We start from the raw sequence: 16,111 nt of genomic DNA on the forward strand, positions 1-16,111 counted from the left end.
TGTTATAGTGGCAGCAACATAAGTATTACATGCAGGCACCGCATAATGAGTAATAACGCATTGATTCCTCAGAGTAAACTTCCTAATCTCGGCACCACCATCTTTACGCAGATGAGCGCTCTGGCACAGCAGCACAACGCCATTAATCTCTCTCAGGGATTCCCGGATTTTGACGGACCGGCCTGGTTGCAGGAACGACTGGCGTACCACGTTGCGCAGGGAGCAAATCAGTATGCGCCGATGACGGGCGTGCAGGCGCTGCGGGAAGCCATTGCAGATAAAACGGCGGAATTGTATGGCCATAAACCGGATGCGAATAGCGACATCACGGTGACGGCAGGGGCGACAGAAGCGCTGTATGCGGCCATCACCGCGCTGGTGCGCGCGGGCGATGAGGTCATCTGTTTTGACCCCAGTTACGACAGCTACGCGCCTGCGGTTGAACTCTCTGGCGGCGTGGTGAAACGCGTGGCGCTGCAGCCGCCGCATTTCCGCCCGGACTGGCGGGCGTTCGCTGCGCTGCTGAGCGATAAAACGCGGCTGGTGATCCTGAATACGCCCCATAACCCGTCTGCGAGCGTGTGGCAGAAAGCCGATTTTGCCGCGCTGTGGCAGGCCATTGCCGAACGTGAAATTTATGTCCTGAGCGACGAGGTGTATGAGCACATCTGTTTTACTAAAGAAGGGCACGCCAGCGTGCTGGCCCATCCGCAGCTTCGTGAACGTGCCGTGGCCGTGTCGTCATTTGGCAAAACGTATCATATGACCGGCTGGAAGGTGGGGTATTGCGTGGCACCTGCCGCCATCAGCGCTGAGTTACGTAAGGTACACCAGTACCTGACGTTTGCGGTGAATACCCCGGCTCAGCTGGCGCTGGCGGACATGCTACGCGATGAACCACAGCATTATCGCGACCTGCCGGATTTTTACCGTGCACGCCGGGATCTGTTTGTGACCGCACTGGCTCAAAGCCGCCTGGAAATTTTGCCTTCCGAAGGGACGTACTTCCTGCTGGCTGACTACAGCGCCATTTCCGATCTGGATGATGTCAGTTTCTGCCAGTGGCTGACAAAAGAAGTCGGCGTGGCCGCTATTCCATTGTCGGTGTTCTGCGCCGATCCTTTTCCGCATAAACTGATTCGTCTCTGCTTTGCGAAGCAGGAATCGACGCTACTGGCCGCGGCAGAGCGTTTGAACACGCTCTGATTATTTCACCGTCCAGGCTTCTGAGTAACGACGGTCTGCAAACAGTTCCAGCAGGCCGTTGATTTGTTTGAGACGCAGCACCTCGTCACCATCCATACCGAGCTCTTCGCTAATTCTTTCATTGCTCCAGCCAAGCTGCGCAAGTTCTCGAACGATTTCAGACATCGCGTTGATTTGATGCCGCCCGCGTGCGCGGTTGTGTCGGATGGTCGAGGCCATGCGGTCATATTTACCGAGTCGTTCCTGACGCAGGCACGTGACAGGCAGGTAACCCTTCAGCTTGCGCTTTAACGCAGCCCGACTTTTGCCAATCTCATGACGATGAAAACCATCCACAATTTCATAATGTTGTGGTTCGTTTTCTGTTACAACAATAGGCTGGGTGAATCCATCAAGTTCCAGCGACTTAATGAGCAACCGTTTTTCCGGTGGGGCCACATTATTGGGGTTGTAATCGTTAGCCGTGATAGCGTCCTGTTTGATCCACAATACGCAGTCGATGGGTTGATCGTTAAACGGGCTATATTTATGCAGTGCCTGGCGAAAGGCATTAATGGCGTTAATTTGGTCCTCTTCAGGAAGTGACTGAAGGTACGTTTCGATTTCGTTGATTATTCTTTGTCGCATAAAATGCCCCACTCCTTGCGTTTTGCCTTCACTCTGTCGCTGTAGCGCTGATAATGTTTGGGTTTGTTTGGGCTGAAAGACAGCGCTCTGCACCAGTAGTCGTTATTAAGTAAAACCTTACAAACGCGGCGCCATGAAGGGATGTCTTTGGCACCGATATCGCCCTCCTGGATATCGGGAATATCCTCCATGCCCCTCTTCTGGTACCAGTGCAGATATATGGCGATTTTATTGCGGTAATGCTCGGCCGTATTCTGCGGCATGCTGTCGAGAAGCAGCAGGGCATATTCCCGCCAGCAAAGATGGTCCGGCTTGAGTATTTTGCGGTGGCCGTAAAAATGGTTGTCGTGCCCGGCGTAAATTCCGCCGCTGCGCGCGCCGCTGACGCGTGCACACATGGTCGCCCAGCGTTCGGGCTCTACAACATGATAGAGCCATAAGCCCTGACGCTGTTCCGGGCCAAAAGGTTCGCAGATGCGCATATAGCGCGGTGGTACGCCGGCCTGATACATAAGGTCATAGAGTGTGTTATAGCTATTGCCGGTTTTTGCAAACCAGGTCCAGATATCGGCGGTTTTCCAGTCGTAGAGAGGATAGATATACCAGGCATGCCCACCCGGGGCGACGGTCGTCCAGGGTTTATCATCGGCAAAGCGTTGTTTACGCGCTGATGCGATAGCCAGAAAACGGTTGTATGACTCATCGGCGCGTATCCCGACCATGACGGCGGCCGGGCGGTTGAGAGAGAACCAGTCCGAGAAACTGCGCACAAAGGTCTCAAAAGACATTCCCCCCTGGTAAAAGGGGAAAAAGGCGGGATCTGTTATGGCATCGTCAGGCGGTTGCCGTACCCACTCGGTATTGGGTTCCCAGCATTGCCACTCTGGCTGGAATTGCGACAGGGAATTTTGCGTGGTCAGGGGAAGCGCTACCCACCAGAAACGATCGATGACATCGCTGTATAAGGCGCGCATATGTTCGACATGATTAATGGTGTAAGTAAATTGCGCTTCCCAGTCTATAAAGAGAACGTCTATTTTGCGTTTCATTTTACGGGCGCATAATGCCGTCAGATGTAACATGGCGGTGGAATCTTTTCCCCCTGAAAAAGAGACACACACCCTGGATAAATTCTCCAGGGTCCATTTTATTCGCTCTTGCGTGGCATCGACTACGTTTTGATTCAATGGAAATTTGTAAAGTGACATATCAATCCATTACTGAGTGATAATGATCAGATGGCGCATGAATAATGGGGATGATACTCTTAGAAAGAAGATAATTATAGGTAAAAATTAATCATATAATTACGCCAAATACATTTCCCTTGTGAATGCATTAAAAGTAACTGACTGCTGAAAACAGTCAGTTATAATTATTGGGGTAAGTTTAAGTCATCAATAAAATTGGAGAAGGAAGCATTATTCAGTGCTGAGCGATTGTACATCATATAAACCGGGACTGTCGGGAAGGTAATGTCAGTCTCAATCTTACGGAGATTTAATGCCGGGCCATACTGCTCAAAGGCTGGCGTAGGGGCTAATCCAATCAGTTCGGAATTGCCTATCATCGACAGCAGTGAGATAAAGGAGTCGCTGCGGAACAGGATATTTCGTTCGGGAAGCAGTTGCTCAGTATGCTCCTGAAAATTCTTCACGCTCAACTCATCACTCAGGTAGGCCGTAAATTTTTCCTGAAGAATTTCGTCACGCGTCGCCTGTAAACCCAGACGGGGGTGATCCTGACGGCAAACCAGCGTAAAAGACATCTGCTGGAACAAGCAGCAGGCCGTTGAACGGCTATTCAGCGGGGCGAAAGAGAAGACAAGGTCCGCTTTTCGGTATGCCAGCAGGTCTTCTGCTGAGTCCGGGGCAAGGAAGACATCATGCAGCTCAACCTGATAGTTATACTTCTCGATCAGGATTTTCATCGGATCCAGCATGATTTTAGGCGTCATAAACTGCGGACCGTAAATGACAAAGCTCTTCTTCAACCCGTTGCTGTGCATCATATTGATGGTTTGCTCAAGCTGATTGAGGTTTTGTTCAAGATGATGATGAAGGTTGACGCCAACCGTAGTGGGGGTGATGCCCTTACCTGAACGAATAAACAAGGGATCGTTGAGTTGTCCGCGCAGACGCTGCAATGACTGACTCACTGCTGAGGGAGTAATATAGAGCGTCTCAGCCGCTTTACTGATACTCAAATGTTGATAGATACATTCAAAAATGACTAGCAGGTTGAGATCAAATTTTTTAAGATCGTAGAGATTTGCCATGTGTCGTCCTGATGATGTCGTGTTTGCATGAGTTATCACATCACTGATAACTATAGTTTGAAGTTAACCATTTACAATCCTTTCGGTTAACTCTCTTAATTTTAAATTAAACGCGTCTTAATATATCACGACGTCAGATTATTAAAATAGTACTTCAAAGATGATTAAGATAATTTTATCTCACTAAGAGGCACTTTAATTGACAATTGTCATTTATATATTGAGTTATTTTTATAATAAAAATTAATTTATAACGCCCCGTCATTATGTTCGAAACTGCCTATCACAGCCATAGGCAGGAATGCCTCTCCCGTGGATTGCTCAAGCCTGGCACGGATGGTGTAATTAAACGGCTGTTACCACCTTGATGTTAAGGGCGTAGAGCGCAACGCAACGCCAGCTTAAGCTGGCACTGAATGTACCTGCGGGGAATTCAGGTAAAAGGGCCGCCCGTAGAGGCGGCCTTTTTACTTTTGGCGTTTCCTTTAAAAGGTTCACCTTACTGTCTTGTTGATGTTGTTAGGTATGGCTGATTGATTTGATAAAGCAAACGCATTAGCCCCGATGAGCAAAGTTAGTTACCTTACATCTCAACGAAAACACGGAGGAAGTACAGATGTCTTTGATTAATACCAAAATTAAACCTTTCAAAAACCAGGCGTTCAAAAACGGTGAGTTCATTGAAGTCACTGAGAAAGATACTGAAGGTCGCTGGAGCGTGTTCTTCTTCTATCCGGCTGACTTTACCTTCGTTTGCCCGACCGAACTGGGTGACGTGGCTGACCACTATGAAGAACTGCAGAAGCTGGGCGTAGACGTTTACTCTGTCTCTACCGATACCCACTTCACCCACAAAGCGTGGCACAGCAGCTCTGAAACCATCGCGAAAATTAAATACGCGATGATCGGCGACCCGACTGGCGCCCTGACCCGTAACTTCGACAATATGCGTGAAGATGAAGGTCTGGCCGACCGCGCGACCTTCGTTGTTGACCCGCAGGGCATTATCCAGGCTATCGAAGTTACCGCTGAAGGTATCGGCCGTGATGCGTCTGACCTGCTGCGTAAAGTGAAAGCCGCTCAGTACGTGGCTTCCCACCCAGGCGAAGTGTGCCCGGCGAAATGGAAAGAAGGCGAAGCGACGCTGGCTCCATCTTTAGACCTGGTCGGCAAGATCTAAGTCTGCAAAGCCTGGCGGCGCCGCGTTTGCACAGGCCTACAGTATCGTAGGCCGGGTAAACGAAGTGTCACCCGGCAATCCATGGGCGCGCCCGCGCCCATTTCATTAGCACCATGATGCAAGTTGCATTCAGGCCGCCCCTATAAGGCAGCTTGCATGATGACGTCTTAAGAGAGGGAAGAACAATGCTCGACGCGAATATGAAAACCCAGCTCAAGGCCTACCTTGAGAAACTGACCAAACCTGTTGAGCTGATTGCCACGCTGGATGACAGCGCGAAATCGGCAGAGATCAAGGAACTGCTGGCAGAGATCGCTGAACTGTCACCGAAAGTGACCTTCAAAGAAGACAATACGCTTGCAGTCCGTAAGCCTTCTTTCCTGATCGCCAACCCGGGTTCTGATCAGGGGCCGCGCTTTGCCGGCTCTCCGCTGGGGCATGAATTTACCTCACTGGTGCTGGCGCTGCTGTGGACCGGTGGGCATCCGTCTAAAGAAGCGCAGGCTCTGCTGGAGCAGATCCGCGATATCGACGGTGATTTCGAGTTTGAAACCTATTACTCACTCTCCTGTCACAACTGCCCGGACGTGGTGCAGGCGCTGAACCTGATGTCGGTGCTGAACCCGCGCATTAAACACACGGCGATTGACGGCGGTACGTTCCAGAATGAGATCACCGAGCGTAACGTAATGGGCGTGCCGGCGGTCTATCTGAATGGTCAGGAGTTTGGTCAGGGCCGCATGACGCTGACGGAAATTGTTGCCAAAGTGGATACTGGCGCAGAAAAACGCGCAGCAGAAGCGCTGAACAAACGTGATGCCTACGATGTGCTGATCGTCGGTTCCGGCCCGGCGGGCGCGGCAGCGGCGGTTTACTCCGCGCGTAAAGGGATCCGTACCGGTCTGATGGGCGAACGCTTTGGTGGTCAGGTACTGGATACCGTGGACATCGAAAACTACATTTCCGTGCCGAAAACCGAAGGCCAGAAACTGGCTGGCGCACTTAAAGCGCACGTCAGCGACTATGACGTGGATGTCATCGACAGCCAGAGCGCCAGCAAGCTGGTTCCTGCTGCGGTCGAAGGCGGTTTACACCAGATTGAAACGGCATCCGGCGCGGTGCTGAAAGCGCGTAGCATTATCATTGCCACCGGCGCGAAATGGCGCAACATGAACGTTCCGGGTGAAGATCGGTACCGCACCAAAGGTGTGACCTACTGCCCGCACTGTGACGGTCCGCTGTTTAAAGGTAAACGCGTAGCGGTGATCGGCGGCGGTAACTCCGGCGTGGAAGCGGCTATCGACCTGGCGGGGATTGTGGAACATGTGACCCTGCTGGAGTTCGCGCCAGAGATGAAGGCCGACCAGGTTCTGCAGGATAAAGTTCGCAGCCTGAAAAACGTCGACATCATCCTGAACGCGCAGACCACGGAAGTGAAGGGCGACGGCAGCAAAGTGACCGGCCTGGAATACCGTGACCGCATCAGCGGCGACGTGCATAGCGTTCAGCTTTCGGGGATTTTCGTGCAGATTGGTCTGCTGCCAAACACCACCTGGCTGGAAGGCGCGATTGAGCGCAACCGTATGGGCGAGATCATCATTGATGCGAAATGTGAAACCAGCGTAAAAGGCGTCTTCGCCGCAGGTGACTGTACGACCGTGCCGTACAAACAGATTATCATTGCCACGGGCGAAGGTGCGAAAGCGTCCCTGAGTTCGTTTGACTATCTGATTCGCACCAAAACAGCATAAAAAAAAGTAAGACGATACCTGCAGTAGCCACCTCATCATGGGGTGGCTTTTTTATTGGTTTTTTTTATTCTCAATTATTGTCGTGATTGAACGCTTCATGCGTTAACTACCTGCTTCGATCAAAGAAATTAATAAGCCTGCTGATAATATCTCGTCGTTTTCTATTGATAAATATTTATATTTCACATGAATGATAAAGATATATTCACACCTTCAATATATGAGGCGTTAACACCCTTTGAAATAAAGGGGTTGATGTTTCGTGATTTCTTCAACGCGGCGGATATGACCTCGCGATGCGCCTCGTTACGCTATTTTTTCCCTGAGAGTGAGTCCTGGCCGCAGGATGAGGCGTTAAACGTCGAGTATGACTTTAATGCGCTGTTTGTCGGCCCGGCGACGCTGCTGGCGCCACCTTATGCCTCGGTTTATCTGGACGACGAGCCTCTGCTGATGGGGGCGACGACGCTGAGCGTGCGCGAATTCCTGCAGAGCATTGGGCTGTCCGTCACCGCGGAAAATAGCGTCCCCGACGACCATATCAGCTATGAAATTGAATTGGCCGTGATGCTATTAGTGCATGCCAGACATTCACCGCAATATCATGAAGCACTTACCCGTTTTGTCCGCGCGCATCTCGAATTATGGCTCCCGGCATTTATCGCAAAAATAAAGGATTGTGCGAAAACAGCCGTAATTAAATGCCTCGCCGTGCTACTGACTAATTGGTTTGATGAATTAAAAACGAGAGTAATATTATGACTATTGATAAAGGGCAGCTTAACCGGCGCTCCTTTTTAAAAGGACTGATTGCGCTAGGTACCGTCGCCGCATTACCCGGCGGATTATTATCCTCCCGATGTGCCATGGCACAACCGCCCATTCCGTTTAACCCGAAAACCTACAAAATCTTCCGTAACGCCTGTCCGCGTAACTGCTATGACACCTGCAGCTTAAAAACGTGGGTGAAAGATGACGTGATTACCTTCGTCGAGGGGGCAAGCGAATCCACCTTTACCCACGGTGCGCCGTGCGTGAAAGGGCTGACCTACCCGCGCCGGGTCTACTCGCCGGACCGTATAAAATACCCGATGATTCAGGACGGACGCGGCAGCGGCAAATGGCGACGCATCTCCTGGGATGAGGCCATGCAGCGGATCGCCAGCAAGATGCTGGAGATCAAAAAGAAAGATGGCTCCCTGCTTGGCCTGGCGCTGACCAAATATTCCGGCAACCTGGGGGTGATGAGCTATGCCGTGGAGGGGATGATGTCCTCGCTCGGCTACACCACGCGTTTTGCCGGTACGCCGTGCTGGCCTGCGGGCATTGACGCACAGCACTACGACATGGGCGACATGTGGTGTAACGACCCGGAAGATCTGGTTAAAGCCAAATACATTATCCTCTGGGGGGCGAACCCGGCCTGGTGCTCCATGCACACCATGAAGTACATCTATCAGGCCCGCGAGAAAGGGGCGAAAGTGGTGGTTATCGATCCGCTGTTCTCGCAAACTGCCGCGAAAGCCGACCTCTATCTGCGCGTGCGTTCAGGTTCAGACGGTGCGCTGGCGCTGGGTATGGCGCGCCATCTGGTGGACACCGGCCGCGTGGACCAGGAGTTCGTCAATCATTTCGCGCACGGGTATCCGGAGTTTGAGCAGTACTTGCTCAACAACATCACGGTAGAGTGGGCATCGGAAATTTGTGGTCTGGCGCCGGATGTGATTCGCCAGCTTGCCGAGGAGTTCACGGCGGTTAAGCCTTCCACCGTCTGGATTGGTTACGGTATGCAGCGCCACGTGAACGGCGGTGCGAACGTGCGTGCGATTGATGCCTTTGTCGCCATGACCGGCAATATCGGCGTAGAAGGCGGTGGCGCTCGCTACGGCCATCTGCAGACCTGGGGCTATAACTACCATGCAATGACGCAGACACCCCCGGTGGGTTCTGTAGGGATGGAAGGGCTATCAGGCCCGGTGGGCGAGTTTGTCAGCGATAGCGGCGAAAAGCGCAAGTACTCTGACCGCGCGCTCAACCTGAACCAGACTGCGCAAAGCATTCTGGACGCCAACGATCCCCCTATCCGCATGCTGTGGGTGGCCTGTAAGAACCCGTTTGCCCAGGACTTCGACCGCAACAAGATGAAAAAAGCGTTCGACAAGCTGGAAATGGTGGTGTGCGTGGATCAGTTCTTTAACGAGACGGTTCAGCACGCGGATATCGTTCTGCCTGTCACCACCACCTTCGAGCACTGGAGCGCCTCTTCGTCTTACTGGCACTACTGGCTGACGGTAAACGAACCAGCCATCAAGCCGATGTACGAATGCAAGAGCGACCTGGATATTGCCGTGTTGCTCTCCCGTACCATCAACAAAATGGAACCGGGCTCTTGCACCTTCCCACAGGATGTTGACCAGAAAAAATGGCTGGATCTGGAATTCAACGACGGGCTGGCGAAGCAGTTTGGCATCAGCTCCTGGGACGATCTGCTGAAGGGGCCGGTGAAGGCCAAAATGCCGAGCAGCGCAGCCTGGCACGATCGGAAGTTCAAAACGCCGTCAGGCAAGTATGAGTTTTTATCCGCGCGCTGCGAAGAGAACGGCCATAAAGCACTGCCGGAATATCTGCCAGCCGCAGAAGGTAAACTGCCGTTCCAGCTCTTTACGCCGCACCTGCAGTACGGCCTGCATTCGCAGTTCGTTAACCTTGACTGGATGCAGGTCTTCTGGCCGGAGCCCTTTGTCTATATCCACCCGGTTGCCGCGAAGAAAAAGGGGATCCGTGACCTGGCGACAGTGCGGGTATTCAACGAGATCGGCGAGGTTCAACTGCGTGCCAAAGTGACCACCAACGTACCGGAAGATTTCCTGGTCATGTACGAATCCTGGTTCAACAAGCTCAGCTATAACGTGCAGAACGTGGTGAAAGATACCCCGGCCGATATGGGTAAAATGGCCACCGGTGCACCGGGCGCGGCTATTCACGATCAGTTTGTCGATATTGTCCTCATTGCCAATGAAGGAGCGGACGCATGAGACGCGCATTTTTAGTGAACAGTGATAAATGTATTGGCTGCCGCGGATGCGCCATGGCCTGTAAGAGCTTCAACCAGCTCGAACCCGAACGTTTCTGGCGCTATGTCTACCCGCTGGATAAAGAAATTTACCCGCATGAGGAGCGTGCGTTCTTTTCGCTGGCCTGTAACCACTGTGAAAACCCCGCTTGTCTGGCGGCGTGCCCGGTGGAAGCCTACACCAAACGTGATGATGGCGTGGTGGTGCATAACCCTGAGCGCTGCATCGGCTGTAAAAACTGTATCCGCAATTGTCCGTATGGCGCTCCGCGCTTCAATGAGGAAACGCAGAAGGCCGAGAAGTGCAGCATGTGCTATGAGCGTCTGGATATCGGCTTGAATCCTGCCTGCGTTAACGCCTGTCCGGTTGGGGCGCTGACCCTGATCGATCTGGATGCCGATCCGCTGCCAAATAATGCCGTGCAGTATCCGCCGGGCTTCCCAAAAATGCCGCAGCTTAATCCGGGTACGCGCTTCATTCTGGCACGCCAGCCGAAACAGCCGGGGGACAAATAATGGAAAAGTACGAACTGCCGTTGGTGATTTTTACCGTGCTGAGCCAGATGTCCGTTGGGATGACGCTGCTGTTGAGCTGGCGCACGCTGCGTGGCGAAGTGCAGGGCAACCGTCTTCACTGGCTGATCACGGGGCTGATCCTGGGGGTTGCCTCCATCGCCGCGGTATTACATCTGGCGCACCCGGAACACGCTTATAATGCGTTAATCAACCTGAAACATGCCTGGCTGAGCCGTGAGATTCTCGGCGCGACGCTTTATGGCGGCACAATTGGCCTGGCTTTCCTTACGAAAGGCAATAAAGGCGCAGCGCTGCTGGCGTCCCTGTTCGGGATACTGCTGGTGGTGGTGCAGGGGATGACCTACGCCGCGCCGGCGATGCAGGCCATTGCCAACGGCATCACCATGATGCTGTTCTTTGCCACCGTCTGGGTGCTGGGTTGTGCAGCCACGCCGCTGCTCGGGATGAAAGCGTCAGCTGTCGCACTGCGTCAGGGCATTATCGCCCTGATGGCGCTGCTGATTGCCGCTCCGGTACTCTGGCTCAGCGGCGGCACCATCATGAAAATGACCGCTCACGCCTGGTTAAGCTCGCCGCTCTATCTGGGCAGCCTGCTGTGCTGCGTCGTGGGGTTCACGTTGTCGCTAAGGCGCCATCCGATGCAGAAAGCCGTATTTGTTATCCTGCTGGTGGGCGTGGTGCTCAGCCGCCTGACCTTCTTCGGTGATACCGTCAGTACCATCGTCAATATTGGTCATCTGTACTGATAAACAAAACCCCGCGCAAGCGGGGTTTTTTATGGGCAGTTAACGGACCACCATCACCGGAATGTGGGTATGGCGGATCACGCTGGAGGCGTTTGAACCTAGCAGGTGAGTGGTGATGGAAGGATTGCGTGAACCGATCACCACCACGTCTGCATTCAGCTCCGCGGCCAGTTCATTGACGGCATCGCGTACGCTACCGAACCGGACGTGGGTTTTGATGCGCGACGGGTCGATGCTGAAATGCCCGACCATGGTTTGCAGGCGCGTCTCGGCTTCGTGCTGTAAGTGCTCTTCGAAGCGACGCACATCGGCGGCAAAGCGGTGCAGACTCAGGCTGGCGGAGCCCGGCAAGACATGTAAAAGGTGAATAATACCGTCCTGCTGTGCGAGAAATTCCGCGTGACGCACTGCTTTGTCACTCAGTTCCATTTCAAAAACATCAACCGGCATAATGATTCTCTGATACATACCCGTTTCTCCTTGTTTATAAACGCTGAAATCATTCAACCACAAAATAGTTATGGATTCTGTAATCACTCCGTCAATTTTGATGACGATCGTGATGCCGCGAAAAAAATCATTGCGCAGCGTGCGGGGCAGAGCGGTGACGTGAGCGTTCACCAGTGGCGTTCAAGGTAAAGCACAGCCGAGACGATGATGGCCACAAAAAGTAAAAAAATGAATGTGATAACCACTATCTCACCCATGACCGTCCCCACGGCACCAAAACAGATTAAGCGTGTATTAAGGGGAATAAGGGTGATATAGGAAAATCAGGTGAATTTGCGGAAAGAGGATGCGGGTGCATCCTCTGTGCAAAGCGGGTGGGCGCTTGTTCAGAAAGGATTAACGCAGGTAATCGCCCGCAGCTTCTGGCTGGTAGAGCAGCTCCAGCACTTCCAGATGAGTGGAGGCCCCGCCCGGTAAATCCCAGTGGATGGTATCTCCTGTGCGCAGTCCCAGCAGTGCGGCGCCGACAGGGGCAAGAACCGAAAGCTGCGCGCTGCTGTCAGTCATCTGAGCCGGATAAACCAGCGTACGGGTCAGCTCTTCACCGGTGGTCAGGTTGCGGAATTTTACCCGGCTGTTCATGGTGACCACGTCATGCGGCATTGACTCAGGTGTGCACATCTGCGCGCGGTCGAGTTCCTCATTCAGGGCATCGGCCACCGGAAGTGAGGCGAATTCGGCTTTTTCCAGCAATCGGTCGATACGTTCTGCGTCGAGTTCATTGATGATAATGGTGGGTCTGGACATTTTTTACTCCATGTCGTTAATGCTGCGTCTAACGCAGAAACCAATCCAAAAGAAAACCCTCGCCGTCTGGCAGCGAGGGTTTAACTTACCCGATGATACTGGCTGAACGCTCAAGTTTGAAGTGATGAAGGTCACATTGATGTCCCTTATGAATTTTCGCTGAAATTTTTTCAGTCTTAATTCCAGGCGGATTGCGTTACGCTGAGTATCCTGAACCCGGGTGTTGCGCGAAGCATTATGCGTGTCTGCCCCATCAACGAGAGAGCACTATGTATTTCTATCAACCGTCTCAGGGGCACGGCCTGCCGCATGACCCGCTGAACGCCATTATTGGTCCCCGTCCGATTGGCTGGATCTCCTCTTGCGATCGGGCCGGTCAGTTGAATCTCGCGCCGTATAGCTTCTTTAACTGTTTTAACTATCGCCCGCCGATCATCGGCTTTTCCAGCAACGGCTGGAAAGACAGCGTGCGAAATATTCACGAGACAAAGGAGTTTGTCTGGAATCTGGCGACGCGCGATCTCGCACATGCCATGAATCAAACCTCGGCTACGCTTCCTCACGATCGGGATGAATTTACCTTTGCAGGATTAACCCCCGCCGCAAGCCAACTGGTGAGTGCTCCTCGTGTGGCGGAAAGCCCGGTCAATTTTGAGTGCCGCCTTTCTCAGTGCATTCAGCTTACCGGAGCCGATGGCACCCCGGTTGATACCTGGCTGGTGCTGGGTGAAGTGGTGGGGATCCATATAGCGGAAACGCTACTGGAAGAGGGGATATACCAGACGGCGAAAGCGCAGCCCATCCTGCGAGCGGGTGGGCCGACGGCGTACTATGGGATCAGTGATGAACACCGGTTCGATATGGTGCGCCCGGTGGTGGGTCAGTAACCGGCTTTATCAATGACAAATTGTTTTCCGCAGTTACCAGGATGTGGCTGCGGGGCAAAGGACGTTGCGGAAAGCGGTTGGTTAATGGTGTCTGCTTTCAGCGAAATCTGCATCTCAGTGAGATACGCCGGGTTGCCATTGCAGGTCAGCTTAAAGGCTTTGATGTTTTCTTTGCCCCAGCTTTTGGCAATGGCGTTGTCAAAATCACGACGACTGACGGCTTTACCGTAGTTAGCCGCGAGGAATTGACCGACGGCACTGTTTTTCATTTCCTGATTCATTCTCACCATGGTGCCGAAATAGGCATCGGGATCAAAACCAAAACAGACGCCATGCTTGGCGTATTCGTACCGTTCCAGGCAGGAGTTTCCGCCCGCGCCTGGCATCACCTCATTAAGTTTTGCCGCACCGGAAAGCGACAGCCCGGTTTCGGCAGCAGCACATTTGCGGCTGGCCTTTGCTTCTGGCATATTCGGGATGGGACGCGTGGCACAACCAAATCGCATCCATCGACGTTCATCCACGCCTCGTGCCGCTATCGATTTCGGCAGACCAGGCCATAACCCGTGGACGGTCAGAAAATCGGCTTTATTTTCGCTCTCTTTTTGCAGACGACATTCATCCGGTTCATTGCGGTTACGCTCAACCATGCTTTGACAAAACCCGGTTTGCCAGGACAGCGCCAGTACATAGCGATCGAAATCGCCATATTGCGTAGCGTTGAGCGGTTCTGCCTGTGCGGAGAAGACACTGAGTGCAAGCGCAACTGCGCCAGACGAGATAACGATATCCTTCCTGAACATGTGATTTCCTGATTGGTTGTGCTCGATTAATTTTTGGGAGTTATTAAAGCACAAAAAGCGCCAGCAGGCGCTTTTTGGAAATCAGGAATTTTACTTAGGCAGCGCCGGGAACCAGCACTTCGGTGGCAATAATGACGATGATCAGGCCAACCAGCACCGGGACTGACGTGCGTTTGACGACCTCAAACGGAGAGATTTTTGCCATACCGGCAACCGCAACGACCACGCCTGAAACAGGAGAGATGGTGCGACCCAGGTTTGAGGCCTGAAGCATCGGAATAGACAGGTAAGCCGGGTTGATGCCAGAGGAGTGAGCCAGCTTAGGGATCATCTCAACGAAAGCGTAAAACGGCGCGTTACCAGAACCGGTGGTCATCGCCGCCAGCATGGTCAGAACGACCAGCACCAGCATCAGGATAATACTGGCTGAGCCAAACGACGTGGCGATGGAGATCAGGCTCTGGATAAAGCCAATAGTGCTCAGACCCTGGGCAAACACGCCTGCCGCAACCAACAGCATCACCACGCCCGCGAAGGCATCCGCCATTCCACGATACGCTACTTCCAGGCCGGAGAAGACTTTTTGCGTGTTGAAACCGCGCACGAATTCCAGCACGGCAGCCAGCAGCATACAGATGACCAGAATAGTAATAATGTGCAGCTGTGGACCCCATTTGCCGTCAAAAATCAGCACGCCGATAATCGGTGTGAACGGCAGAATGGCGTAGAACGCTGGAGCGGTGGTGGTGATTTCGCTGACATCCATCATCTCATGGCTGATGTTCTCTTTTTTATCGAGATAGCGCTGCCAGAAGAAATGCGCGACCCCCATTCCCACAATGGCGACAATCGAGATCGGCAGCGTGGTCTTAAAGGCGAAGTCGATCAGCGACATCTCGGCTGCTTTGGCGGCCAGCACAACGTCGCCAGAGGTTGGGGAAAGAATAATGGCGGCCGGTGATGCGCAAATGGCTGCCGCTGCACCGCGGCTGATGCCCACGTTCACCATCACCGGGAACAGCGTGGCCATTAACAGTACGCCAAGACCGGTGGCCGATGAAACGGCCAGCGACATCAGACAGGCGAGGAAATAGGCGGCAACCATTAACAGATACGGGGAGTTAATATACTGCAGGGGTTTCGAGGCAAGCTTAACCACCATGTCATTAGCGCCGATATGGGTCATGTAGGCGGCAAAACCGCACAGCATCATGATCATCATACCGAGATCGCCGCCACGGCTCATGAGCAGTATTTTAATATATTCAACAATATCCGTGGCAGTATAACCCGTGCTGGCTGCGCTGGCAGGTAATACCTGATGCCCCATTAATGCGCTGACAATCAGGAGAGTTAAGCCGCCAACAAATAAAACGCCCGTGGCTGAGTACCCTTTAATGATGTAGCGGGCTACACCGACAATGACGACGACCCCAATAAGGAGTTCGATAAACGTAAGCATGGTTTCCCCTGTATCCTGTGCCCTGAGGTAGAAAAAAATTAATAAAATAAGAAGGATGAAAATGTGCCGAATTAATGGCCTGTCCTTGCTGATTAAAATCAATAAATAGACGACTAAAGAACAGTATCACAGCGTTTTTGCCATGGCCCAGGCATTTATGTCATCAGGAAGTTGACCGCCAGAAACAGCGTAGCATGTCTCTTTAATGATAACAAAATGTTAAAATTATGTGTTTTTCGGCCTGTTAATCGGGATGGATGAAAATGTTATAGTCATACATATTGTAGGTTTATTTGGGCCAGCC

16 protein-coding genes are annotated in these 16,111 nt (G+C 52.6%); 8 read left to right on the top strand and 8 right to left on the bottom strand.

What is annotated here, in order from left to right; genetic code table 11:
- The first annotated feature begins 45 nt into the window (after positions 1-45).
- Entirely contained in the window at positions 46-1,206 is a 1,161-nt protein-coding gene (locus L3068_RS05865) for a pyridoxal phosphate-dependent aminotransferase (RefSeq protein ID WP_014882970.1), read from the top strand.
- Here L3068_RS05865 and L3068_RS05870 read toward each other — a convergent pair whose 3' ends face one another.
- From L3068_RS05870 to citR, 3 genes are all read right to left on the bottom strand, one after another.
- The gene (locus L3068_RS05870) at positions 1,207-1,833 is read right to left on the bottom strand and encodes an IbrB-like domain-containing protein (protein ID WP_014882971.1); all 627 of its coding nucleotides are present in this window, start codon (positions 1,831-1,833) and stop codon (positions 1,207-1,209) included.
- Positions 1,818-3,041: a phosphoadenosine phosphosulfate reductase gene (locus L3068_RS05875; RefSeq protein WP_047344408.1), complete on the bottom strand. Its 1,224-nt coding sequence runs from the start codon at positions 3,039-3,041 to the stop codon at positions 1,818-1,820. Before L3068_RS05875 ends, L3068_RS05870 begins: the two co-directional genes overlap by 16 nt.
- A 167-nt stretch (positions 3,042-3,208) precedes the next feature.
- Positions 3,209-4,111: a DNA-binding transcriptional repressor CitR gene (gene citR, locus L3068_RS05880; RefSeq protein WP_063308508.1), complete on the bottom strand. Its 903-nt coding sequence runs from the start codon at positions 4,109-4,111 to the stop codon at positions 3,209-3,211.
- A 616-nt stretch (positions 4,112-4,727) separates the two neighbouring features.
- Here citR and ahpC point away from each other — a divergent pair.
- From ahpC to L3068_RS05910, 6 genes are all read left to right on the top strand, one after another.
- Positions 4,728-5,291, top strand: coding sequence for an alkyl hydroperoxide reductase subunit C (gene ahpC / locus L3068_RS05885; protein ID WP_014882974.1), 564 nt, complete (start codon positions 4,728-4,730; stop codon positions 5,289-5,291).
- Between the two features lie 185 nt (positions 5,292-5,476).
- Positions 5,477-7,042, top strand: a complete 1,566-nt coding sequence (gene ahpF, locus L3068_RS05890) for an alkyl hydroperoxide reductase subunit F (protein WP_047027579.1) — start codon at positions 5,477-5,479, stop codon at positions 7,040-7,042.
- 186 nt (positions 7,043-7,228) lie between these two features.
- Complete coding sequence (locus L3068_RS05895; RefSeq protein ID WP_032637205.1) at positions 7,229-7,804, top strand: TorD/DmsD family molecular chaperone; 576 nt, start codon at positions 7,229-7,231, stop codon at positions 7,802-7,804.
- Positions 7,801-10,077, top strand: coding sequence for a molybdopterin-dependent oxidoreductase (locus tag L3068_RS05900; RefSeq protein ID WP_100124972.1), 2,277 nt, complete (start codon positions 7,801-7,803; stop codon positions 10,075-10,077). The genes L3068_RS05895 and L3068_RS05900 overlap by 4 nt, the downstream gene beginning before the upstream one ends.
- Positions 10,074-10,631: a 4Fe-4S dicluster domain-containing protein gene (locus tag L3068_RS05905; RefSeq protein ID WP_014882978.1), complete on the top strand. Its 558-nt coding sequence runs from the start codon at positions 10,074-10,076 to the stop codon at positions 10,629-10,631. The genes L3068_RS05900 and L3068_RS05905 overlap by 4 nt, the downstream gene beginning before the upstream one ends.
- Positions 10,631-11,398, top strand: a complete 768-nt coding sequence (locus tag L3068_RS05910) for a dimethyl sulfoxide reductase anchor subunit family protein (protein ID WP_023332383.1) — start codon at positions 10,631-10,633, stop codon at positions 11,396-11,398. Before L3068_RS05905 ends, L3068_RS05910 begins: the two co-directional genes overlap by 1 nt.
- A 39-nt stretch (positions 11,399-11,437) precedes the next feature.
- Here the strand turns inward: L3068_RS05910 and uspG are convergent, their stop codons facing one another.
- From uspG to rnk, 3 genes are all read right to left on the bottom strand, one after another.
- The gene (gene uspG, locus L3068_RS05915) at positions 11,438-11,866 is read right to left on the bottom strand and encodes a universal stress protein UspG (protein ID WP_014882980.1); all 429 of its coding nucleotides are present in this window, start codon (positions 11,864-11,866) and stop codon (positions 11,438-11,440) included.
- A 149-nt stretch (positions 11,867-12,015) separates the two neighbouring features.
- Positions 12,016-12,105, bottom strand: coding sequence for a small membrane protein YldA (gene yldA / locus L3068_RS25310; RefSeq protein ID WP_350028918.1), 90 nt, complete (start codon positions 12,103-12,105; stop codon positions 12,016-12,018).
- Positions 12,106-12,244: 139 nt separating this feature from the next.
- Positions 12,245-12,655, bottom strand: a complete 411-nt coding sequence (rnk, locus tag L3068_RS05920; protein WP_014882981.1) for a nucleoside diphosphate kinase regulator — start codon at positions 12,653-12,655, stop codon at positions 12,245-12,247.
- A gap of 269 nt (positions 12,656-12,924) precedes the next feature.
- Here rnk and L3068_RS05925 point away from each other — a divergent pair, with 269 nt between their 5' ends.
- A complete protein-coding gene (locus tag L3068_RS05925) occupies positions 12,925-13,542 on the top strand; it encodes a flavin reductase family protein (RefSeq protein WP_023336911.1) in 618 nt (205 codons plus the stop codon).
- On the opposite strand, the gene rna is transcribed toward L3068_RS05925, so the two are convergent.
- Both rna and dcuC read right to left on the bottom strand, forming a co-directional pair.
- Positions 13,536-14,345: a ribonuclease I gene (gene rna, locus L3068_RS05930; RefSeq protein WP_032637201.1), complete on the bottom strand. Its 810-nt coding sequence runs from the start codon at positions 14,343-14,345 to the stop codon at positions 13,536-13,538. The genes L3068_RS05925 and rna overlap by 7 nt on opposite strands.
- 94 nt (positions 14,346-14,439) lie before the next feature.
- The gene (dcuC, locus tag L3068_RS05935) at positions 14,440-15,807 is read right to left on the bottom strand and encodes an anaerobic C4-dicarboxylate transporter DcuC (RefSeq protein WP_014882984.1); all 1,368 of its coding nucleotides are present in this window, start codon (positions 15,805-15,807) and stop codon (positions 14,440-14,442) included.
- Between the last annotated feature and the right edge of the window lie 304 nt (positions 15,808-16,111).

It is taken from the genome of Enterobacter cloacae complex sp. ECL414, assembly GCF_021869685.1.
Lineage (GTDB): Bacteria > Pseudomonadota > Gammaproteobacteria > Enterobacterales > Enterobacteriaceae > Enterobacter > Enterobacter kobei.

Bases quoted from the DNA above. Each gene is read 5' to 3' on its own strand.
- L3068_RS05865 (WP_014882970.1), top strand. From the start codon at position 46: ATGAGTAATAACGCATTGATTCCTCAGAGTAAACTTCCTAATCTCGGC.
- L3068_RS05870 (WP_014882971.1), bottom strand. From the start codon at position 1,833: ATGCGACAAAGAATAATCAACGAAATCGAAACGTACCTTCAGTCACTT.
- L3068_RS05875 (WP_047344408.1), bottom strand. From the start codon at position 3,041: ATGTCACTTTACAAATTTCCATTGAATCAAAACGTAGTCGATGCCACG.
- citR (WP_063308508.1), bottom strand. From the start codon at position 4,111: ATGGCAAATCTCTACGATCTTAAAAAATTTGATCTCAACCTGCTAGTC.
- ahpC (WP_014882974.1), top strand. From the start codon at position 4,728: ATGTCTTTGATTAATACCAAAATTAAACCTTTCAAAAACCAGGCGTTC.
- ahpF (WP_047027579.1), top strand. From the start codon at position 5,477: ATGCTCGACGCGAATATGAAAACCCAGCTCAAGGCCTACCTTGAGAAA.
- L3068_RS05895 (WP_032637205.1), top strand. From the start codon at position 7,229: ATGAATGATAAAGATATATTCACACCTTCAATATATGAGGCGTTAACA.
- L3068_RS05900 (WP_100124972.1), top strand. From the start codon at position 7,801: ATGACTATTGATAAAGGGCAGCTTAACCGGCGCTCCTTTTTAAAAGGA.
- L3068_RS05905 (WP_014882978.1), top strand. From the start codon at position 10,074: ATGAGACGCGCATTTTTAGTGAACAGTGATAAATGTATTGGCTGCCGC.
- L3068_RS05910 (WP_023332383.1), top strand. From the start codon at position 10,631: ATGGAAAAGTACGAACTGCCGTTGGTGATTTTTACCGTGCTGAGCCAG.
- uspG (WP_014882980.1), bottom strand. From the start codon at position 11,866: ATGTATCAGAGAATCATTATGCCGGTTGATGTTTTTGAAATGGAACTG.
- yldA (WP_350028918.1), bottom strand. From the start codon at position 12,105: ATGGGTGAGATAGTGGTTATCACATTCATTTTTTTACTTTTTGTGGCC.
- rnk (WP_014882981.1), bottom strand. From the start codon at position 12,655: ATGTCCAGACCCACCATTATCATCAATGAACTCGACGCAGAACGTATC.
- L3068_RS05925 (WP_023336911.1), top strand. From the start codon at position 12,925: ATGTATTTCTATCAACCGTCTCAGGGGCACGGCCTGCCGCATGACCCG.
- rna (WP_032637201.1), bottom strand. From the start codon at position 14,345: ATGTTCAGGAAGGATATCGTTATCTCGTCTGGCGCAGTTGCGCTTGCA.
- dcuC (WP_014882984.1), bottom strand. From the start codon at position 15,807: ATGCTTACGTTTATCGAACTCCTTATTGGGGTCGTCGTCATTGTCGGT.